This is a genomic window from Paenibacillus sp. Leaf72, assembly GCF_001422685.1.
Lineage (GTDB): Bacteria > Bacillota > Bacilli > Paenibacillales > Paenibacillaceae > Pristimantibacillus.
In genome coordinates this window covers 252,900-273,643 of record NZ_LMLV01000030.1, presented here as the reverse complement: position 1 = coordinate 273,643, position 20,744 = coordinate 252,900, and the positions used below count along the sequence as shown (strand labels likewise).

The 20,744-nt window shown below is 51.1% G+C and carries 16 protein-coding genes; 8 read left to right on the top strand and 8 right to left on the bottom strand.

Annotated features, from left to right (window positions below; all coding sequences use genetic code 11):
* Window positions 1–90 precede the first annotated feature (90 nt).
* Entirely contained in the window at window positions 91–645 is a 555-nt protein-coding gene (locus ASF12_RS22440) for a hypothetical protein (RefSeq protein ID WP_056039745.1), read from the top strand.
* 77 nt (window positions 646–722) lie between these two features.
* Here the strand turns inward: ASF12_RS22440 and ASF12_RS22435 are convergent, their stop codons facing one another.
* Both ASF12_RS22435 and ASF12_RS22430 read right to left on the bottom strand, forming a co-directional pair.
* Window positions 723–2,636, bottom strand: coding sequence for a putative bifunctional diguanylate cyclase/phosphodiesterase (locus ASF12_RS22435; protein ID WP_056039742.1), 1,914 nt, complete (start codon window positions 2,634–2,636; stop codon window positions 723–725).
* An 89-nt stretch (window positions 2,637–2,725) separates the two neighbouring features.
* Window positions 2,726–3,112 carry a DUF423 domain-containing protein gene (locus ASF12_RS22430; protein ID WP_056039740.1) on the bottom strand — a complete coding sequence of 129 codons (387 nt, stop codon included), beginning with the start codon at window positions 3,110–3,112 and terminating at the stop codon, window positions 2,726–2,728.
* Window positions 3,113–3,197: 85 nt separating this feature from the next.
* Here ASF12_RS22430 and ASF12_RS22425 point away from each other — a divergent pair, with 85 nt between their 5' ends.
* On the top strand, window positions 3,198–3,737 hold the full coding sequence (locus ASF12_RS22425) for a hypothetical protein (protein WP_056039738.1): 540 nt from the start codon (window positions 3,198–3,200) through the stop codon (window positions 3,735–3,737).
* Window positions 3,738–3,791: 54 nt separating this feature from the next.
* Here the strand turns inward: ASF12_RS22425 and ASF12_RS22420 are convergent, their stop codons facing one another.
* Window positions 3,792–6,884 carry an AAA family ATPase gene (locus ASF12_RS22420; RefSeq protein WP_056039737.1) on the bottom strand — a complete coding sequence of 1,031 codons (3,093 nt, stop codon included), beginning with the start codon at window positions 6,882–6,884 and terminating at the stop codon, window positions 3,792–3,794.
* A complete protein-coding gene (locus ASF12_RS22415) occupies window positions 6,881–8,056 on the bottom strand; it encodes an exonuclease SbcCD subunit D (RefSeq protein ID WP_056040120.1) in 1,176 nt (391 codons plus the stop codon). The genes ASF12_RS22420 and ASF12_RS22415 overlap by 4 nt, the downstream gene beginning before the upstream one ends.
* An 83-nt stretch (window positions 8,057–8,139) precedes the next feature.
* On the opposite strand from ASF12_RS22415, the gene ASF12_RS22410 reads away from it, so the two are divergent.
* Window positions 8,140–9,438 carry an amidohydrolase gene (locus tag ASF12_RS22410; protein WP_056039735.1) on the top strand — a complete coding sequence of 433 codons (1,299 nt, stop codon included), beginning with the start codon at window positions 8,140–8,142 and terminating at the stop codon, window positions 9,436–9,438.
* Window positions 9,439–9,807: 369 nt separating this feature from the next.
* Here the strand turns inward: ASF12_RS22410 and ASF12_RS22405 are convergent, their stop codons facing one another.
* A complete protein-coding gene (locus ASF12_RS22405) occupies window positions 9,808–11,970 on the bottom strand; it encodes a rhamnogalacturonan lyase (protein WP_162241925.1) in 2,163 nt (720 codons plus the stop codon).
* A 516-nt stretch (window positions 11,971–12,486) separates the two neighbouring features.
* On the opposite strand from ASF12_RS22405, the gene yhbH reads away from it, so the two are divergent.
* Window positions 12,487–13,638 carry a sporulation protein YhbH gene (yhbH, locus tag ASF12_RS22400; protein WP_056039733.1) on the top strand — a complete coding sequence of 384 codons (1,152 nt, stop codon included), beginning with the start codon at window positions 12,487–12,489 and terminating at the stop codon, window positions 13,636–13,638.
* A gap of 123 nt (window positions 13,639–13,761) precedes the next feature.
* Here yhbH and cysC read toward each other — a convergent pair whose 3' ends face one another.
* The 3 genes from cysC to ASF12_RS22385 form a co-directional block, all read right to left on the bottom strand.
* The gene (cysC, locus tag ASF12_RS22395) at window positions 13,762–14,376 is read right to left on the bottom strand and encodes an adenylyl-sulfate kinase (RefSeq protein ID WP_056039732.1); all 615 of its coding nucleotides are present in this window, start codon (window positions 14,374–14,376) and stop codon (window positions 13,762–13,764) included.
* A gap of 10 nt (window positions 14,377–14,386) precedes the next feature.
* Complete coding sequence (locus ASF12_RS22390) at window positions 14,387–15,226, bottom strand: alpha/beta hydrolase family protein (RefSeq protein ID WP_056039730.1); 840 nt, start codon at window positions 15,224–15,226, stop codon at window positions 14,387–14,389.
* A gap of 99 nt (window positions 15,227–15,325) precedes the next feature.
* Entirely contained in the window at window positions 15,326–16,363 is a 1,038-nt protein-coding gene (locus ASF12_RS22385; protein WP_056039728.1) for a glycoside hydrolase family 53 protein, read from the bottom strand.
* 422 nt (window positions 16,364–16,785) lie between these two features.
* Between ASF12_RS22385 and glsA the strand changes: the two genes are divergently transcribed.
* The 4 genes from glsA (at window position 16,786) to ASF12_RS22365 (ending at window position 20,668) form a co-directional block, all read left to right on the top strand.
* The gene (glsA, locus tag ASF12_RS22380) at window positions 16,786–17,703 is read left to right on the top strand and encodes a glutaminase A (protein ID WP_235533258.1); all 918 of its coding nucleotides are present in this window, start codon (window positions 16,786–16,788) and stop codon (window positions 17,701–17,703) included.
* A 17-nt stretch (window positions 17,704–17,720) separates the two neighbouring features.
* Window positions 17,721–18,122, top strand: a complete 402-nt coding sequence (locus tag ASF12_RS22375) for a DUF4265 domain-containing protein (protein WP_056039724.1) — start codon at window positions 17,721–17,723, stop codon at window positions 18,120–18,122.
* A 275-nt stretch (window positions 18,123–18,397) separates the two neighbouring features.
* Complete coding sequence (locus ASF12_RS22370; protein ID WP_056039722.1) at window positions 18,398–19,063, top strand: RraA family protein; 666 nt, start codon at window positions 18,398–18,400, stop codon at window positions 19,061–19,063.
* Entirely contained in the window at window positions 19,064–20,668 is a 1,605-nt protein-coding gene (locus tag ASF12_RS22365; RefSeq protein ID WP_056039720.1) for an ABC transporter substrate-binding protein, read from the top strand.
* The last annotated feature ends 76 nt before the right edge of the window (window positions 20,669–20,744 follow it).

Below are 20,744 nucleotides of genomic sequence, written 5' to 3'. Positions count from 1 at the left end.
TTAGCAAATTTTAGCACTATATATCTATTGTGATTAATGGTATAGTAATTATGCAAAAATTAACATTAGGTCGGAGGAACTATAGAACAGATGCAGAACACACAAAAACAGTCATACGTACTCCAAGTAGAATTGCTAGTAGAGAACGTTAGCAACGCTGCTGCCTTGGAGCAGGTCATTCATGCCTTAAATGCTGGCGGATTTGTGGATTATCGGATTTTATCAGGTGTTCAGCTGGGACAAGTTATCGATCAACGCAAAGCTGATGCTGCTGTTCAAGTTCCTATGGAGATCGATTTTAAAGGGCCAACACAAAATGAAAAACAAAGCAATAAATCTGCAGCAAATGGCAAGTCTGTACCGTCTGCCAAAGACAAAGACGTTCCATCTGCCAAAGCAGCTAAGCCTAAGGTTGTTGAACCTTCACTCTCCGATCCCTATGACGGATTTGCAGACATTCGCGGTTTTATGAAAAGCAATAAACTCATTCGTCTTATTGTAAATAAGGGGCTTGGCATTACGCTCAGCATTCCATGCCGTATTCTAAATGTGGATGATACAACGAATATGATTACGGTCTATCACGTAGATGAGAAGCAAGTCTACACATTCAAGCTTAATGAAATTGAAGACTATATCTCCTGATTATGAGGCAGCACAAATTGAAAAGGTCCGTTTGAATGAGCCGGAAGTGTTCCCAGCCATTCAAACAGACCTTTTTTCTACATGTAATAGCCGCCCAGCATTTGCTCAATATTGTCGCTTGGGACTGGCGCACTCCAGAAATACCCCTGCATTTCATCGCAGTTGTGCTTGCGCAAAAATTCAATTTGCTCCTGTGTCTCCACACCCTCTGCAATAACCTGGATGTTAAGATTATGTGCCATGGCAATAATAGCTGCTACAATTTCCGCATCGCTTGGGTCCTGTTGGATATCGCGAACGAAGGAACGGTCGATTTTGAGCCGATCGATCGGGAAGTTTTTCAAATAATGAAAGGAGCTGTAGCCTGTACCAAAATCGTCAATGCTTATGCCAACGCCAAGTGCCGTCAAATCCAGCAGGCAGCGCGATACATGGTTTACATCCATCGTCATGGACTCCGTAATTTCCAAATCCAAATATTGCGAATCTAGTCCGGTACGAGTCAGCACGTCTGCAACCTTGCTAGCCAAATCATGCTGGACGAACTGCCTAATAGAGAGGTTAACCGATACAGGCATAGGCGGCAAGCCTGACTCCTGCCAGCATTTATTTTGGCGGCAAGCCTCTTCCAGCACCCAATCGCCAATTTGCACAATCATGCCGCTCTCCTCAGCCAAAGGAATAAAATCGCCCGGAGGGATCATTCCCCGGATCGGATGCTTCCAGCGCACCAGCGCCTCGACGCCGATCATCCCGCCAGAAATCATATCATATTGCGGCTGATAATATAAAATGAACTCCTTGCGCTGAATAGCTCGATACATTTCATGCTGCATCGACAAATGCTCAAACGAATAATTGCTCCAGCTTTCGGAATAAAGCAGCGCATCGTTTCGACCATTCTGCTTCACCTTCATTAACGCCATATCCGCTTTATTAAGCAGCGCGTAATCATCGTCCTCGCCCAGACGGCTCGTGACCGCACCTATGCTCGCTGTAATTTGGATCGGAAAGCCTTTAAGCTCGTAAGGCTCCTCAATCGCTTGCAGCACCATGCGGGCGCGGCTCAGCAGCTGCTCCTCCGACTCCAAATCCTTAAACAGCAGAGCGAACTCATCGCCTTCCATTCTGGCAGCAAAATCCTGCTCCGACATGACGCTTGTAAAACGCTCCGCCACCTGCATGAGCAGCATATCGCCAAATTCGCGGCCGAAGGAGGCGTTGACAAGCTTAAACCGATCCAAATCCATATAACACAGCCCTACAAGCTGGTTATGATCATGAGCATAAGCAAGGCTCTCATTCAATCTCATTTGAAAAAGCGTCCGATTCGGCAATCCCGTTCTATCATCGTAATAGGCCATATAACGAATCCGTTCGACATTTCGCTTGCGATCGCTCAAATCATGGCTGACCACCATCGTTCCGATGACCTTCTCATCCTGCACCATAGGGGCGCATACGAGATGCAGCTCAAGCGGATAGCCTGACCGGTGTATAATATGAATGTTACCCTGCTTTGGACAACCGGTAAGCGAATGCTCCAGCATCGTATGTAAGGCATCCCGGCTGCCTGCATCTACGAAAGAGGCCAGCCAATTTCCCATTAACTCCGCGCGTTCATAGCCAAAAGTGCGCTCTGCGCCTTCATTTAATTCCATAATGACGCCCTGTGGATCAATGATAGCGAGCGGGACCGCTTCCGAGCGAAGCAGCGCCTCGACCATTGGTTTATGATAGCTGAGCGTATTCGCCGCCTTGGACTGCCTGACCATTAGGACGAAGCTTCCTAGCAGGATTACCATAGTCAAACAAGAAGCCAGCCAAATGAAAAGCGAAGGTATTGCTGTAACTATCATCGCTGCCACCCATACTCCTATGATAATGAGCAGCAAACCGCCTTGCAGCCACGGAATCCACAACTTGGACAACCATTGTGTAAGCGCGTTACGTGGCGGTCTATCAGGCCGACCAAACGTTCGTTTCGTCACGCACTAACTTCCTTCCTACATTCGAATCCAATAAGGTTAGCCTTATTATAATCGAAACCACCGTTCCGGCATAGAAATATTATGCAAAATCAAACGGCTTTTTTTCGCGACTTAAGGGTCGCGACGATGATGCAAACCCAGCCCGCTAGAAAAGCTACGCCGCCGATTGGTGTAATGGCTCCCAGCACGCGAATATCGCTTAAAGCGAGGACGTAAAGGCTGCCGCTGAAAATAATCATGCCCGCAAGCAGCAGTCTTGCTCCGGACAGCAGCAATTTGCTCTCGCCCAAACGATCCGCAAGCAGAGCAACCAGCATAAGGCCAAGCGAATGATACATATGATAGCGTACGCCCGTTTCGAAAATAGCGAGCAAATCAGCTGGCAGCATTTCCTTTAAACTATGAGCGCCAAAAGCTCCTAATGCGACTGCAAGAGCGGCACCAATAGCGCCGATTGTGAAATATTTTTGGAACATCCGTTTTCATTCCTTTCAAAATTGAGTATAATTTACTGTAATTGTGTTTTAAGATGAGTTACCTATACTGGAGGAGAATATTTTAATGGAAGAAAATAAAAACAATTCCACACCGATATCCTTTGCGAAATCGGATACGGACCATACCCAGACACCGGATTATAATCCATACGGGTCTGCACCATCGACGGGATTTTCCGATCCCTCACCTTTTCAGCCCAGCCAGCCGCTTAAGCATTCCGGCCTTGGCATTGCTTCATTCATTATGGCCATTGCATCCATTATTATAGGCGTCATTAGCATCATAATGTTTTTTGCAGCCATTGGCAGTCTCATTTCTACCGGAAATGAATACTTAATTGAAGACCCTGCCTACCTTGAAGACATGATTACTGGAAGTGCTGGCTCCTTCATGGCAACAATTGTAGCGGTTGTTCTCAGCGTTGGCATTACGTTTGTCGGCCTGATTCTTGGTATTATTGGTGCCTGCTCCAAGCAGCGCCGCAAAGTTTTTGCCGTTATCGGCATTATACTGAACGGACTTGGCGTAATGGGCACTGCTCTCTTTTTTATTTTTGCCATTGCTGTAGCATCTGCTGGAGCAAGCGCATTATCCGGCTACTAGCATTCAGACAGATAGGCAGGAAGCAACGTACGCGTTGTTTCCTGCCTTTTTCTATTAACGGACCGTTACGGCCGTGCGGCTGTAGCCTTCCTTCGTCTTATGAACTTCAAGGCAGGCGGGAAAAGCCTGCTTGAGCTCCTGTACATGCGAAATGACGCCAATCATGCGGCCGGCGCGCTGCAAATCGACCAAAGCCTCAATCGCCTTGTTCAGCGCCTCCTCGTCCAATGAGCCAAATCCTTCGTCAATAAACATCATTTCTATCGAAATTCCGCCTTGATGTGCCTGAATAACATCAGTCATTCCTAAAGCAAGGCAGAGAGACGCATTAAACTTTTCCCCGCCGGACATCGTTTTCACATCGCGATTTTGCCCTGTATAAGCATCGTACACGTCCAGTCCAAGGCCGCTTTGCTTCCCTCTGACCTCCAAACGGTCGCTGCGCTGCAGCATAAACTGCCCGCCCGAGAGCCGCTGCAGACGTACATTTGCTGCCTGCAAAATTTGCTCCAAAAACTCAATCAATATATAACGTTCAAAGGAAATTTTAAGTGCATTGTCGCCTTTGAGCATCTGATAAATATCGAGCACCTGCTCCAGCTCCGCCTCAAGCTGCTTCACGCGCTCGCTCGTTGCAGTGAGCTGACGAATCAGACGAGCAGCCTCCTCGCCATGCCTTGCAGCGGTTTGCAGGGCTGCAACAATCGACTCCAGCTGCTGCTTAAGCTCCGCGCCCACCGCTTGCATCTGCTGAATATCCGCAGGCTGCTTTCCTGCCAGCTCCAGCTGCATATCTGTTACACGGCTCGACAGTGCCTGAACGGCAGACTTATACGCGTCCAGCTGTTCCTTAAGCGCTTGCCGCTCCTGCGGCGTTTTTGCGGCGGCGTGATAGGCCTCCAATGAATCAAATGCAGCTGTCCTTAGCTCGCTCAGCAGCCGTTCCTGCGCTTCTACCCTATTTCGCTGCGCTTCTTCCAATTGTTCGCGGGCCTGCACCGCATGAACGGAAGCTTCCGTCTCCTTAAGCTGCGCCTGCTGTAATTGCTTGACAGCAGCCTGCCAGGCATCTGCATGCTGGCGAACTTTCACCTGCTGGTCGGCCAGCGCCCGCTGCAATTGTTCGGGCTCGCGAAGCGACTCTGGAATGCGCTCCAGCTCTCGGGCGAGCAGCGACTCCTTCGCTCCCAGCTCAATTTGCACCTGCTGATACGCCGCTTGCCGCTGTTCTTTATCCCGGATGAGCCGCTCCAGCTCCGCTTCCCGCTTCTCCGCCTGCTCTTTAAGCAGGCGCATTTCTTCATTTTGCTGCAGCAGCCGCTCGGTCTCGTCCTTCAACTGCTTCCACTTCGTGCGCAGGTCAGCCTGCTGCTCAGCGAGATGCTCGGCAGAGGCGCCGTATTCCGCAAGCTCGGCGGCGCTGCTTTCCCAGCCGGAACGGGCTGCCGCTACTTGCAGCCTTGACGCATGCAGCTCGCGCTCGCAGGCAGCAAGCTGCTCCTTTGCCTGCGCGAGCTGCTCGCGTGAAGGCACGTCGGCGGCCGTTTGTATTTTGCCGGGATGCTCGACGCTGCCGCATACCGGGCAAGGCTTGCCGTCATGCAAATGGGCGGCGAGCAGGCCTGCTTGGCCTTCAATCCATTGCTGCTCCAGCCCGTCATGCCGGGCACGGACGGTCGAAAGCGCCTGTTCCTGGCTCGCTTCCAGCCGATTGAACTCCGCGAGCTCCTGCTCCAGCTTGATTAGCTTGGAGACATATTTGCCCTGCTGCTCGACGCGCCTGAGCTGCTCCTGCTTCGCTTGCAGCTGCTCGCCATCGCTCTCCATGAGCTTCAGCCGCGAAGCGCTAAGCTGCTTCGCTTCCTTCTCCGCCGCAATAGCCGCTTCTTCGCGCTCGAGCTGCGCCTGGCCCTGCTTCGCCCGTGCCCGCAGCTCCGTCACCGCCTGTCGCTGCTCGCCGATCTGCTGCACCGCTGGCGCCAGCTCCTCCAGCCGGCTCAGCTCACGCTCCACCTCCCGCCGCTCGGGCTCACGCTGCTCCTCGCTCGCATGCCGCTGCTCAGCCGCAGCCAGCGCTTGCTTCGCCGCCTCCGCTTCGCGCTGCTTCGCCTCGCTGGCCTGCTGCTTCGCCTCCGCGTCCTTGCCAGCGCGGCTCGCTTGCTCCTCATAAGGCGTGAGCAGCGCTGCCCGCTCAGCCAATTGCAGCTCGCGCCCCTTCGCTTCCTGTGCGGCGCGGCCCAGCTCCAACTGCTCGAGCTTGCTTCGCTCCGCCGCAAGCTCTTCGAACCTTGCGTTCAGCGCGAGCGCAGCGCGCAGCCTCTCTTCCTGCGCATGCAGCTGCTCGCCCATCTGCTGCCGCTGCACATCGCCTTGCTGCACCAGCTCGCCGTAATAAGCAGCCTCCTGCTCCAAACTAGCAAGCAATTGCGCCGCGTTATACACCTCTTGGCTCAGCGTCGCAGCCAGCAAGCTCCCCTCGCGCTGAGGAAGCGCATCGCCCGATTGCTTCATATACATGTCATTGCGCAGCCGCGCTTCCTTGAGCGTTTCATTCAGCTCGCGGTTTTGCTGCTGAAACTTAAGCTCCAGCTTTTCATACAGCTCCGTGCGAAAAATCCGCCGCAAAATCTCTTCTTTATTATCGGTATCTGAAGTAAGCAGCTTGCGAAACTCTCCCTGCGGCAGCATTACGATTTGATTAAATTGCTCTTTCGTAAGGCCAATGATCGATTCCAGCTTGGCATCAACGTCGCGAACTTGGAATCGGTCGACAAGCGGCACAGCTTGTCCATCAACAAGCTCATACAGCTCTGCCTTGCCGCCCGTCTCGCTTTTGTTTGAGCCTTTTCGATGCGGAAGCTGGCGAAATACTTGGTATTCCCGCTGTGCAACGGCAAAATGAAACTCAACCGACGTATGCGTTTCATCTCCGGCAAAATGGCTCCGCAGCATGCGTGCCTCCGAGCGGTCCTCCCCGCTCGCCGCGCCATAAAGCGCAAAGCAAATCGCATCAAAAATCGAGGTTTTCCCCGCTCCCGTACTGCCGGAAATAACGAACAGCCGATGCTCGTCCAGCTGGGCAAAATCAATCGTTTCCGCATCCCGGTACGGGCCGAATGCGTTCATAATTAGCTTGAGCGGTCTCATGCGCCTCCTCCTTCCTCATGCAGCAGCCGCCCGAACACATCGGCGAAGCGCTGACGTTTACTCTCACTGAGCGGGCTGCCCTTGACCTCCTGATAGAAGGAAGCAAATAAAGCTACCGGATCAGCCTCCCTGCGGCCAGCCGCCTCGATTGCACCTTCAGCGAAAGCCTCTGCTTCTGCCAGCAGCACCGCTTCAGGCCTGCGCTCGACATGCAGCGCATTCGGATAAATCGCTCGTACCTTCTCCATCGGAAACAGCACTGGATTTTCATTCAGCAGCGTAACAAATACATAATCCTCGCTCATAGCATGCTGCTCAATTTGTTCAATCGTTCCGGAAACGCGGCGCAAATCGCGCAGCGGCTGGAATAACCGTTTTTCCACAGCTACCGCGCCTTTGTCATCCATCTCCACTACATAATAGCCTTTGGCGTGATGCTCCTCGGAAACGGAATATTTAAGCGGCGAACCCGCATATCTGATTTTATCGTCGCTGACATTATGCGCCTGATGCAGGTGGCCGAGCGCCGTATAATGAAATGGCGCAAAATAACCGGCACGCACATGCTCCGCTCCGCCAATCGCCAGCGGACGCTCCGAATCGCTCGTATTCGGCTCCGCCTCACCGGTTGCCGTAACAAAGGCATGACCGACAAAAACATGGCGCGCAGCAGGATCAAGCTGATCTCGCAGCCGGTCCGTCAAAGCTTTCATCGCATCATCATGCGTACGAATACTCTCATCGTCCAGCACGTAACGCACATATGCAGGATCGGCATAAGGCACGAGGTGAAAATGCACCTCGCCATGCTCATCGCGGAGAATGACAGGCTTCTGCTCCCGCTTCATTCTTCCCGCAATATGCAGCCCCCGGCTCGCCATCATCGCTGTGCCAAAATCAATCCGATCCGGACTGTCATGATTGCCAGACACAGCAAGTACCGGCGTTTCAAGCTTAATAACGATATGCTGCAGCACCTCATCAAGCAGCTCTACTGCATCAATGGGCGGAATGGCCCGGTCATACAAATCACCAGCAATAATAACGGCATCCGGGCGTTCGCGTTCAATATCGGCAATCAATTGCTCCAGCACATAACGCTGGTCTTCTGTCATATATACACCTTGAACCAGCTTGCCTAAATGCCAGTCTGCGGTATGGAACCATTTCATAATGGCGAAACATCCTTTCTTGCCCTTGACCTTCACGCAGCGTCAATGATTATTCTCCTAAGTATACCAAGGAGGGGACAAGGATGAGAACACTAATTCAAAACGTTCATATTTTAACAATGAAAAAAGGAGAAAAGCTTTTTCAAGGCGAGCTGCTGATCGAAAATGACCGCATTGCGGCCATTGGCACGAATTTGCCTGAGGCTAAGGCTCAAGCAAGCAAAATCATCGACGGCAAAGGCATGCTGGCAATGCCTGGCCTCATTAATGCTCACCAGCATACGCCGATGAGCTTGCTGAAAGGTTTTTCCGATGATTGCAAGCTGATGGAGTGGCTGGAGCATAAAATGCTTCCTGCCGAGGCGCGGATGACACCTGAGGATATTTATTGGGGAGCCAAGCTGGCCATGGCGGAAATGATCAAATCCGGCACCACGGCATTTGCCGATATGTATGTGCATATGAACGAAATTGCCGCTGCCGTGCAGGAAACAGGGATGCGCGCCTCCTTAACACGGGGACTTGTATTTATGCAAAATGACGGCGGCAAACGGCTAACCGAAGCACTCGATCTCATTGACCGCTGGCATGGCCAGGCCGACGGGCGAATTACGACGATGTTCGGCCCCCACGCCCCCTATACTTGCCCGCCAGAACCGCTGGCAGAAATCATTAAGCTCGCCGCCAAAAAAGATTTGCCTATCCATATTCATTTGGCGGAGACGGTAGAGGAAGTCGCCAAGATTAAAGCCAAATACAGCTGCTCGCCAACTGCTTATTTGCACAATCTCGGGCTATTCACCGAGGCCCACGCTTTGCTTGCTCATGGCGTCCATCTTACGCATGACGATATTCAGCTGCTTAGAGGCATGAAAGGCGGCGTTGCCCACAATCCGGTCAGCAATTTGAAGCTGGGCTGCGGCATTGCTCCGGTGGCAGCGCTTATCGAGGCTGGCGTTACGGTTGGGCTGGGCACGGACGGATCAGGCAGCGCTTCGACCGTTGACATGTTTGAGGGGATTAAGGCGGCGGCCTGGATGCAAAAAATAGCGGCAGGCGACCCGTCCGTTTTCCCGGCCCATCAGGTGCTGGATATGGCGACGGCTGAAAGCGCCAAGCTGCTGCGCCTTGATCAGGAGATAGGAACGCTTGAGGCTGGCAAAAAAGCCGACCTTATTTTAGTCAATATGAATAAGCCCCATTTGCAGCCGGTCCATAATCGGGAATCTCTGCTCGCCTACGCCGTGAATGGCAGCGATGTCGATACGACCATCGTCAATGGCAAGCTCTTGATGCAAGGGCGCGAGCTGCTGACCATAGACGAGGAGGAACTGCTTAAGCAGGCGGCGATTCGGGCTCGGAGAATCGTGGACGGTATTTAGAGCAGCAAGCATGCGGCAGCGCGGCTGCATTTTTCGCAGTCCGGCGCGCATGCCTGCTGCCGCAGAATGACAGCTCTATTTTTCAACTATGGCTTGTATTTGTTATTCGTAACTGTGTTCAATATGGCTAATCTGCCACTCGGGTTGTGCGGTTCCTGCTCCTTATGTCCGTTATCCCCTTTGCTCAGAAAAGCCGCTTAAACGGCCGCATCCGGCATCAGGCCTGATCAAACCGTCCAAACAGCTCCCTTTAGCTTCCCTCGAACAAAAGGGTTACTTATTACTTTTCTTTACGCTGCTATTCTATAAAATGTTTTGGACAGACTCCGATCCCCCTGTTTCTGAGCTAGGGGGATAATACCCCAAGCGCTATAAAATAGGAGCAGCTTGTCCAAGCAGAGCGCGCATTGCTGCACCTGAAGCAGCTTGAGCGGCTGCACTTGGATCAGCCGGGCCCGTTGGCACACTATTGTCTGGCTGCTGCTCAGGAGCGGGCGTCGTTTCCGGCTCTGTCTGAGGGTCTGTTTCCGGCCCCGTTTGCGGAGCTGGCTCCTGCTCAGGGGCAGCCGCTGCTTCTTCCATAGCAGCCTGCTCTGCAAGCAAAGTATTGGCAGTGCTTACTTCTGTAAACGATGCCTGTGGCAGCGTCGTGTACATGCTTGGCGCAGGTGGCGTGCTCATGCCATCTCCGAGGAAATAGCTCGTATGCGGCGGCTGGTTGTAAGCTACATTTTGCCAGGCCACACCAAGGCGATATACTGCATCATGCATCAGCGTGTAGAGACGATATGCCGTGACATCTGTCGTCGTATACAAGCGCAGCTTGGTGCTGTCCTCTGTGCGCCACAATACTTCCTCACGCCAGTCGCCAATCAGATCGGCCTGCAAGCTTGGCGTACCTTTTGTCGAATTGTTTGAGTAAGTTCCTGTTGCCGTCAGCAGGCGGCTTACTGCACCGGTATTGTAATTCCATTTTTCAATTTTGCCGACGCCAACCCCAGCGCTTCCTGACCATACATGATCAAGCAGCTCGCGCAGCAGGTCGCCGTCCCACCAAATGCCGAAATTTTGCGAGGATGGAGGCGTGCTGGAAATGAGCTGCCCCGTAATCGTCCTCAGCCCTACACCACTGCCAGCCCAAACCTCAGCTCCCGGGTAACGGGGATCGATGTCGGCCGCCATGCCGCGTCCCGTATCAGCCCCCGTATACACACCCCATAAAATTTGACCAGTAGCAGCATCATGCACTTGGGCGCCATAAGGCTTGCTCGTATCCTCATTTACCTTGAACACCTCAAAGCCAGCGCGATTCGGATTCAAATCGCTGACATGCATCGCATCGCCATGCCCCATATTTGTGTTATAGAGCTTCTGGCCATTATCATCAACCGTCATCGCGCCGAAAACAATTTCATCCTTGCCGTCATTGTCTACATCCGCCACACTAAGGCTGTGATTGCCTTGCCCCGCGTAAGCAGAATTGCCGGAACTGTTCGTATCAAACGTCCATCGGCTCGTTAGCGAGCCGTTCCGGAAGTCAAACGCAGCAATGACCGTTCTCGTATAATAGCCGCGCGACATAACAATGCTTGGCCTAACGCCGTCCAAATAAGCAACGCCAGCTAGGAAGCGGTCGACACGGTTGCCATAGCTATCTCCCCAGCTTGATACAGTGCCCCTTGCCGGCACATAGTTGGTTGTCGCAAGCGCTGCTCCGGTCTGCCCTGAAAAAACAGTCAAATATTCCGGGCCAGACAGCACATAACCTGAAGAATTGCGGTAATCGGCAGTCGAGCTGCCTATCACTTGTCCTGTTCCGTCCACGGTGCCGTCCGCAGTTTTGATGACCACCTCGCCTTTGCCGTCGCCGTCAAAATCATAGACGAGAAATTGCGAATAATGGGCGCCTGCACGAATATTTTTTCCCATATTAATGCGCCACAGCTTCTGGCCGTTCATTTTGTAAGCATCAAAAATTACATTGCCGGTATACCCCGATAGGGAGTTATCCTTAGAGTTCGACGGGTCCCATTTGAGGACGATTTCGTATTCGCCATCTCCGTCAAGGTCGGCTACGCTCGCATCATTTGCGCTATAGGTATAGCTTTCACCGCTCGGTGTTGTTCCGCCAGCAGGCTTGTCCAGCGGAATATCTTTATAATTGCTCGCCCATACGGTTGCCGTATTGGAGGCCGGGCGTTCAACGCCATTAACAACGGCGCGGACATAATAGGTAGAGGAGCTGCTTCCACTAGCATCAAGTAGATTCGTACTTGTCGTAATGACACTGCTGTTGACCTTCGTCCCGTTGCGATAAACGTTAAAGCCCGTATTAGCTGCCTCGCCGCCGAGTAGCCGCCAGCTGACAAATACGCCTCCGCTTACTTTTACCGCAACGACTCCTCTCGTTAAAGCCTCCATCTGCCTTGGGGCAGCAGCACTGACCTTCGGATCAACAACAATAGCCGGAATGACCAGCAAAGCAGCAACAGCGAGCATAATCGTTTTGCGAAATACGTTTTTAAAGTTCATCTCTTCTTATTCAGCTCCTTTTCGCAAATGATATTTTATCAACACCCACAAATGAAAGCGCTACCAAATTATTCGAAAAATAAGTCTGCTTCATGCCTTGAATTCCCAGAATCACGAACCATTAACCATTCGGGCAGGCATCCACCTCCTTGATAAATCATACGTTTTTATGAATCAAAACCATAATTTGGAACCGCTTTCATTGTCGATGATAGACTGTGTTCCGACATTTTACTACTTAAAAAACAGAGTTTTTTGTTTAAAAAACCGAGATTCATTCGATTAATTAGCTAGAATCAGATCGCTTTTGACTCACATATCCGCCCCAGACTTGAATATATTGAATAACAAGGTGAAACGGCTATCGCCGTCCTTTGGCGGCAAGGCGCGTTTCACTCCGAGAAATATAAGCCTAATGATAAGTATGAAACTTATAAATTCTTATATTTCAACGAAAAATTAGATCCCCTGGCCCTGATCCAGCTATTATTGATGAAAGATGGGAGTGTAACGCTCATGGCAGAACCGTTATTTATCGTGTCACAAGAGGATTGGTCCTTGCATCGCAAAGGTTACGAAGATCAAGCCCGGCACCAGGAAAAAGTAAGAGAAGCTGTTCGGCAAAATCTCCCCGATATTGTAACCGATGAAAGCATTGTATTATCCGATGGCAAGCAGACGGTGAAAATACCGATTAAAAGCATTGATGAATCCCATTTCGTCTACAACTACAACAAGAAGCAGCATGTTGGACAAGGCGATGGCGATTCACAGGTAGGGGATGTGCTCGGCGTTGATCCTGGGGCGGCCAAAGGTTCTGGCAAAGGACAGGGTGCAGGCGATCAGCCGGGCGAAGACTATGTGGAGGCGGAAATTAGCATTGACCAGCTGGAGGATATGCTCTTCGAGGAGCTGGAGCTTCCTAATCTGGAGCAAAAACAGAAGGATGTTATGGAAACAACCGAGGTCGTCTTTCACGACATCCGTAAAAAAGGAATCATGTCCAACATCGACAAAAAACGGACGCTCATTCAAAATTTAAAGCGCAATGCCAATGAAGGACGTTCAGGAATTGGCGGCATCTCGCCGGATGATTTGCGTTTTAAAACGTGGAATGAAGTTGTGAAGCCCCAATCCAATGCCGTCGTATTGGCGCTCATGGATACTTCAGGCTCTATGGGGTCTTTCGAAAAATATTGCGCCAGAAGCTTCTTCTTCTGGATGACTCGTTTTCTGCGCCGGAAATACCAGCATGTCGAGATGGTATTCGTAGCACATCATACGGAAGCGAAGGAAGTGACTGAGGAGGAATTTTTCACTCGGGGCGAAAGCGGCGGCACCATCTGCTCCTCTGCCTATCAGAAGGCGCTTGATATTATCGACAGCCGTTATCCATCTGCCAACTGGAACATTTATCCTTTCCATTTTTCCGATGGCGATAATTTGACCTCCGATAACGAGAAATGCGTGAAGCTAATCGACAAGCTGCTGGAGCGGGCCAATCTGTTCGGCTACGGCGAGGTTAATCAATATAATCGCAGCAGCACCTTAATGTCGGCATATAAAAACATAAACAATAAAAAATTTATGTATTCGATTATAAAAGATAAAGGCGAAGTGTATAAGGCGCTGAAAACCTTTTTCTCCAAGCCCGCAAGCGGCGCTTAGCAGCAGACATTAGTAAAAAGCTTCCTCTTCGAGCGTTCCCGAAGAAGAAGCTTTTTTCACATCATTTTATATCATGTGTTGGTGTTGCATTAGTATAAGCTGTCGCTTGCCATTTGCCGGTTACTAAACCTGCTTGGCTATAATACCGCGCTGCTGCAAGCAGCGGATAACGGCCTCAGCCGCTGTCTCCGCATCTCCTTCGCCTGAAAACAGCTCCAGCTCTGGAGCTAGCGGCTTCTCATATGGAGCAGATATGCCCGTGAACAGCGGAATTTCTCCTCGCCGCGCCTTGCTGTACAGCCCCTTCGGATCACGCTGCTCGCATATCGCAAGCGGACAATTCACATATACCTCCACATAGGGAAGCGGAGCTGCTATCGCTCGCGCCAGTGCGCGGTCCGCCTCAAGCGGCGAGACGAGCGCCGCAATGGCAATGCTTCCACTGCCGGCAAACAGCCCCGCCACCTCTGCGGTGCGCCGCACATTTTCGCGGCGATCCTCTGAGCTAAAGCCAAGATCGCGGTTTAGTCCATGCCGCAAATTATCGCCATCCAGCACCGTCGTTCGCACACCGCCAGCTTGAAGCTGCCTGTGAAGCGAGGCAGCAATAGACGACTTTCCCGAGGCAGGCAGCCCTGTTAGCCATACGATACAGCCGGAATAGTCCCATTGGCCAGACTGCTGCAATCCGCCAAGCTCATACGAATGCCACTTTACATTCGGGGATTTTTGATCCATCCGGCACCCCCTATTTTAGTCGCTCATTTAGAAAAAGTACCGTCAGCCGAAGCGCTTCCTCCAAATCCGCAGTCGTGCCGATAAATGGATGCTTCGCGCCAAAGGTATGGTCCGCTCCTGCCAGTGTAACGAACGTATGCTGCGGTGCAGCCTCGCGCATTTGTTCGTAGCCTGATACAAGACGCTCTGAATCTTGATCCCCCTGTATGAGCAGTGCCGGAACCGCGAGGGAGCCCAGCACCTTCTTAATATTAAAAGCTTCTGCATTGTGCTCCAGATCTTCAAAAAATACTGGCGATATCGGCATTTGCTGCTTCGTACGCATATTTGGCACATAACCGACGCCATGGCTCAGTACCTCCTGCCGAAATGCCTCCGTAAAGAGATTCACGTCAGCTATGCCGTTCCATGTTACAACTGCCTTCAGCTGCGGGTATCTCGCAGCAGTCAAAATCATATTTCCGCCGCCACGGCTATGTCCAAGCAGGGCAATCCGGCTCGTATCCAGCTCCTCGGCAAAGGGAAGCTTCTCTTCCAGCAGATGGGCGATGATTGTATTAAGATCCAGCTGCTCACGGGAATACGTGTTCACCGCGAATTTATCCAGCTCGTCAAAGTCCGTCTCCGCTACGCCATTGCAGCTGAAATTAAAGGAAATGACAGCAAAGCCATGCCTTGCAAGCTGCTCGCAGGCATAGGGCATAAATCCCCAATCTTTAAACCCTTTGAAGCCATGGGCCACGATAACAACCGGCTTCTTCCCCGGTTCGCCTGACACTCGAACGTCCCCTCGCAGCGTCAGGTTTGATTCCAAATCAATGGTAAAAGGTTTGCTATTTACGGCTTCCACCTACAAACTCCCCCGTTTCTCCAAATAGATTCGTCCTGCTTTCTATTATAAGGGAAGGAACAGGGGAATGAATAGCAGGGCTGCTTCGGCGCAAGCTTGCTAGTTCAAGAAACCTTCCAATGCAATCGTCGGCTGGCCGTTTGCCTGCCAAGCTCCTTTATTGTAGCCGCCATTGTAGCCTGGAGGCGCCTCCGGCTCCCAATAGAAGACACCTAGCCCCTTGCCGCCAGAAATGTTGCGAACCTTCGTTTTAATCGCGGCAACAAAGCTCTTAGTAGCGGCTGGCTGGTTATATTCAAGGCCAATTTCGGAAATGATTACCGGCTTGCCGTAACGGGCAATCATATCATTGGCATTGCTAATCGTCTGGTCAACCTTGGCAGACCAATCCGTAGCCGATGGATACAGCGACATGCCGATAATATCAAAGGTAGCGCCATTGCTGATCAGCCCCCCGATATTCCAAACGAATAAAGCATTATCATTGCCGCCTGCCAAATGAACAATCGTCTTCGTACCGGAAGAGATTGATTTTACTGCATTGTTGCCGGTATTAACCAGCCATGCATAGTTCTGCATGCTGACAGTGGCTTTGCCGTCATTCCACAGCATACCATTGTTCGTCTCATTGCCGATCTGTACCCAATCCGGCGTCACGCCCTTCGCCTGCATCGCCGTCATTACCGCCCGCGTATGGTTCCATACCGCGTCCATCAACTGCTGGAACGTGTAACTATTCCACGCAGCAGGCTTTGTCTGTTGGCCTGGATCGGCCCACGAATCGCTGTAATGCAGCGTCAGCATAATGCTCATGCCTGCATTTTTTGCCCGCTGCGCCAGAGCTGCGGCCCGGTTCATATCCAGGTAACCGTTTGCATAATTGCTCGAAGGATTTACGAATACGCGAATCCGCACTGAATTAATCTGATAGTCATCCTTTAAAATTTGAATGATATCCTTGGTCGTGCCGTTTTTGTCCTTCCAGGTGTAGCCTTGCGCCTCAAGACCGGGAACCCAGCTTATGTCCGTCCCTTTCGCAAAGGCAGGAGCCGCCTCGGCCTGATTAAGCGGCAGCTGTACGGTAATAAGGGCGACAATCATCATAGCAAAAACGAGCAGCCTTAGTCTTTTTTTCATTTTCAACATTCCCTCTTCCTTTAATAGTTTGCCAGACTTAGCGTCGATTGGGCGCACAACCAATGATGTATCCGCTTACATAAATGGGTTTCAACAAACGTCCCCTAGCAGCGACAGGCTTTCAAGCTTATGGTGAAGAAGCATCAGCAGCGTGTGCAAATGGGGGGACTGCCGATTCCTTCACCACATCTTTTCCATCGGTTACTACGGGATACGCTTATGATTATAAATTCCCTTCACACAGAAAAACAGGATACAATGTGAATATATTGGATGATTTTACAACATTTCCTCTTCTCCTCCCTTCAGATCACTGTGCGTTAGCCTGATGCGTTTCACTACCAAAATGTATTATAATAGAGCCATTCATGCCAAACTGGCGAGCAGGAGGAAACGAATTGACGAATAGCGAGCTTAAACATATGCAAACCCTGCTGCCCGAATGGGTAGAAACGTCCCGCCAGCAGGCTCTTCATGGCAAAGTGGCCTCCTACATACCTGAGCTTGCAAAATCCCCCAAGGACGCCTTGGGCATTCATATTGTGGGTGCAGAAGGTCAAATAGCATCTGCTGGAGATTGCGGCATATCCTTTACTATGCAAAGCATTTCCAAAGTCTTCACGCTCATTCTGGCGTTAATGGATAATGGCGAGGAAGCGGTTTTCGCCAAGGTTGGCATGGAGCCGACCGGGGACAGCTTCAACTCCATGCTCAAGCTGGAGCTTGTGCAGCCCGGCATTCCCTTCAATCCGCTGATCAATGCTGGAGCGATTGCGATTTCTTCGCTGATTGCCGGAAGCAGCCGGGAGGAGAAATCGGCCCGAGTGCTCGATTTTTTCCGCAATCTCTCAGGCAATGTTACGCTGGATTATGATAACGAGGTATATTTGTCAGAAGCCAAAACGGCAAATTTGAATCGGTCGATGGCTTATTTTCTAAAGGATAAGCAGGTGCTGCAGGGGGAAGTCGAGGAAGTGCTCGACGTGTATTTCCGGCACTGCTCAATCAGCGTCACCTGTGCGGATTTGGCTCGCATGGCGCTTGTGATGGCGCATAACGGAACCGACCCCGTTACCGGAACCCGGCTGATCCCACGGCGTTATGTGCAGATCGCCAAAACCTTTATGATTACTTGCGGCATGTACAACGCCTCGGGCGAATTCGCAATACAAGTTGGTTTGCCGGCCAAAAGCGGCGTATCTGGCGGCATTTTGGCGATCGTTCCCGGTCGTTATGGCATCGGCGTCGTCGGTCCATCCCTGCATCGCAAGGGCAACAGCATTGCAGGTGTCCATTTGCTGGAAACGTTGTCGCGAACGTTTGACCTAAGCTTATTTTAACGAAGAAGGTGCCCATTATGAATCCATCTGTTGAGCTTGGCATTTCCTTTCATTCCTCCGGGCAGGAGATTGAAATGCTCAAGGTAACGCCGATTGACGATCAGCGCTACCGCATTGAAGAAAATCCATTATTTACGGAAATGGTATCATTCGGTGATATTGTCAAGCTGGAGCAGCAAGGCAACATTTATTTTTATAAAGAGACCGTCCGCAAATCCCGCTTAAGAAGATATTCCTGGCTGCTCAGTCAGGACGTTGCTTCATCCGAGGAGCTTGCCGATTTCAAAAATCGCGTCGCCGACAGCGGCGGCAACTGGGAAACGATTTTTGGAGGCATGCTCATAATCAATGTGCCGAGCCATATTGATTTTGATCCCGATGTGGAAATAAATAATATTACGGTGAGCAAGGACCGATAAGATCCTTTTCAATACCATTACCCTATGGCATCCAATATCGATTTGGATGCTTTTTTTGTTTTTCTGGCTCTATTGTGAAAGGAAAAGGCGCAGCCTGTCCATTCCATCCTCCTATGGCAACCCTATAGTTTTTTCCAATTAGCTATTGAAATTATCTATATGCGTTTACATTGACGGTAGAGAACGAGTAATGCTATTGTTTTCAACAAGTTAAAACATACTAATCACATCAGATTTATCAAGTTAATGTTTCGAGTGAGGGGAGAACACATCTAATGTTTCGCATCGAACCAAGAGTACAAGGAGTAACGGCTGAGTTGCTTGAGCTTTATGAACACATCAGCCCTTCAACGATTGGCCATTTGACGGATTTCGGGTTTCTCACCGGCCTGCAGCCGCTGTTTCGCCCGATTCGCCTCTTAGGCAACGCAGTCACCGTACGGATTCCTCATATTGACGCTTCCGCCATACGGCATGCTTTCGAGCTCGCGCAGCCAGGCGATATTATCGTGGTCGATATGTCCGGTGATGAACAGCGTGCCTGCTGGGGAGAATTTGTGACGTATGCTGCACTGGACAAAAAGATTGCTGGAGCCATTATATCCGGCTGCGTCACCGACGTACGGCCGATCACACAGCTTCGTTTTCCGGTCTATTCCAAGGGTATTAGCGCGCTGACTACCCGCTCGCTCCAGCTCGAAGGCGAAGTCAATACACCTGTCAGCGTCAGCGGCGTCAGCATTCAGCCAGGCGACCTCATCGTCGGCGATGATGATGGCGTATTCGTCATCAATCCGCTTCATGCCAAGGAGCTTGGGCTCATCGCCCAAGAAAAGCAGCTCAAGGAACAACAGCGCCGGAAGGAACTCGGCTACGATAAACGGCTCGCTGGATGTACAGACCAGCTAGCGGCAACCGACAATCAAGGGGGAAACAACTAGATGAGAAGGAATCTTTTCAAAAACAAGCTGGGCCTTGCCCTTATAGCCTTATCCCTGTTCGCTGCTGGCTGCGGCAATGGCGGCGGAGCAAACAGCACCGCAAATACGAATACCGCAGCGCCGAATACAGTGTCAAGCAGCACAGGCGCAGCTTCCGATACAGCGGCAGCGAAAAGCCTGACGATCGCCTTGACGGGCGATGCCATTGGATTTGATCCACAAAATGCGACTGACTCTATCTCCAGCTTTATTAATTATCAAATCTATGATCGTCTTGTCACCTTCAACGATAAGCTTGAAATCGTTCCTCAGCTTGCAGAAAGCTGGAAAGCCTCGGCAGACGGCAAAACATGGACCTTCCAGCTGCGTCAAAACGTGACTTTCCAAGATGGCGCCCCTTTTAATAGCGAAGCGGTGAAAACTAATTTTGAACGCCTGATCAACCCGGATAAAAAGCTGTCCCAATATGCGACCTTGGGCCAATTCATTGAATCCGTCAGCACGAACGGCGATTCCGAAGTCATTTTTCAGCTCAAAGAGCCGCAGGGCGCTTTCCTTAACAATATTGCCGTCACTTCCGGGAGCATCATTAGTCCTAAATCGATTCAGGAAGATGAAGCAGGCATTGCTAAAAAGCCAGTCGGCACAGGCCCCTTTAAGCTCAAAAGCTGGAGCTCCGGCAACGAGATTGTACTGGAGGCAAACGATCAATATTGGGGCGGCAAGCCGGGCGTAAGCGGCATTACGTTCAAAACGGTAACCGAAAATGCGGCTCGCGTTATTATGCTTGAATCCGGCGAAGCGGATCTCATTGACAAAGTGCCGGGGACAGACGTTGAACGCTTGTCAAATGACAGTAAGTTTACCGTCAATACTCGCTCTACCAATCGCGTTGGCTATATCGGCATCAATACGAAGCATGCTCCTCTGGACAATGTGTTGGTGCGCAACGCGCTCAATCTGGCGATCAATCGTGAAACGCTGGTCAACAAGCTTTATGAAGGCAGAGTTGAGGTTGCCACTTCGTTTATTTCAAAAAATTCATTTGGCTACACCGATGTGGGCGCATACGCCTATGATGTGGAAGCGGCGAAAAAGCTGCTGCAGGACGCTGGCGTGAAGGAAGGAACGACGCTGCGAATTGTGCTTGCGGCAAATGCCGTGCAGGATCGCCCGGCCGCCGAATTTGTGCAAAACAGCTTGCAGCAGTTGGGCTTCAAAGCAGAGCTGCAGGTGCTGGAGCTTGCTTCTTATCTCGATGTGCTGAAAAATCCGGACAGCTATGATTTATTCGTCCGGGGCGCGTCTTCCGTTACAGGTGACGGCGATGCTCTGCTGCGCGACAGCTTCCTTTCGACGAGCAAATCCAATTATGCCTTCTATGCCAATCCCAAAGTAGACGAGCTCATTCTTGCGGGAGGCCAAGCGCTTGACAAGGCGGAACGCCAGAAAAATTACAGCGAAGCTTTACAGCTCATAAAAGCGGACGCGCCTTGGATTCCTTTGTATGAGGATACCGTCCAAATTGCATATTCCAGCAAAATTGAAGGCATCACCTTTCTGCCTTCCTTGCTCTGGGACCTGCGCGGCGTGAAATTCAAGTAAGCATGATGGTGCTGCGCGAGCGGCACCATTCGCATGGAAAGCCCGCTTTTTCAAAAAATTGGATACAGGAGTGAAA

Bases quoted from the DNA above. Each gene is read 5' to 3' on its own strand.
- ASF12_RS22440 (WP_056039745.1), top strand. From the start codon at position 91: ATGCAGAACACACAAAAACAGTCATACGTACTCCAAGTAGAATTGCTA.
- ASF12_RS22430 (WP_056039740.1), bottom strand. From the start codon at position 3,112: ATGTTCCAAAAATATTTCACAATCGGCGCTATTGGTGCCGCTCTTGCA.
- ASF12_RS22425 (WP_056039738.1), top strand. From the start codon at position 3,198: ATGGAAGAAAATAAAAACAATTCCACACCGATATCCTTTGCGAAATCG.
- ASF12_RS22420 (WP_056039737.1), bottom strand. From the start codon at position 6,884: ATGAGACCGCTCAAGCTAATTATGAACGCATTCGGCCCGTACCGGGAT.
- ASF12_RS22415 (WP_056040120.1), bottom strand. From the start codon at position 8,056: ATGAAATGGTTCCATACCGCAGACTGGCATTTAGGCAAGCTGGTTCAA.
- ASF12_RS22410 (WP_056039735.1), top strand. From the start codon at position 8,140: ATGAGAACACTAATTCAAAACGTTCATATTTTAACAATGAAAAAAGGA.
- ASF12_RS22405 (WP_162241925.1), bottom strand. From the start codon at position 11,970: ATGAACTTTAAAAACGTATTTCGCAAAACGATTATGCTCGCTGTTGCT.
- yhbH (WP_056039733.1), top strand. From the start codon at position 12,487: ATGGCAGAACCGTTATTTATCGTGTCACAAGAGGATTGGTCCTTGCAT.
- cysC (WP_056039732.1), bottom strand. From the start codon at position 14,376: ATGGATCAAAAATCCCCGAATGTAAAGTGGCATTCGTATGAGCTTGGC.
- ASF12_RS22385 (WP_056039728.1), bottom strand. From the start codon at position 16,363: ATGAAAAAAAGACTAAGGCTGCTCGTTTTTGCTATGATGATTGTCGCC.
- glsA (WP_235533258.1), top strand. From the start codon at position 16,786: ATGCAAACCCTGCTGCCCGAATGGGTAGAAACGTCCCGCCAGCAGGCT.
- ASF12_RS22375 (WP_056039724.1), top strand. From the start codon at position 17,721: ATGAATCCATCTGTTGAGCTTGGCATTTCCTTTCATTCCTCCGGGCAG.
- ASF12_RS22370 (WP_056039722.1), top strand. From the start codon at position 18,398: ATGTTTCGCATCGAACCAAGAGTACAAGGAGTAACGGCTGAGTTGCTT.
- ASF12_RS22365 (WP_056039720.1), top strand. From the start codon at position 19,064: ATGAGAAGGAATCTTTTCAAAAACAAGCTGGGCCTTGCCCTTATAGCC.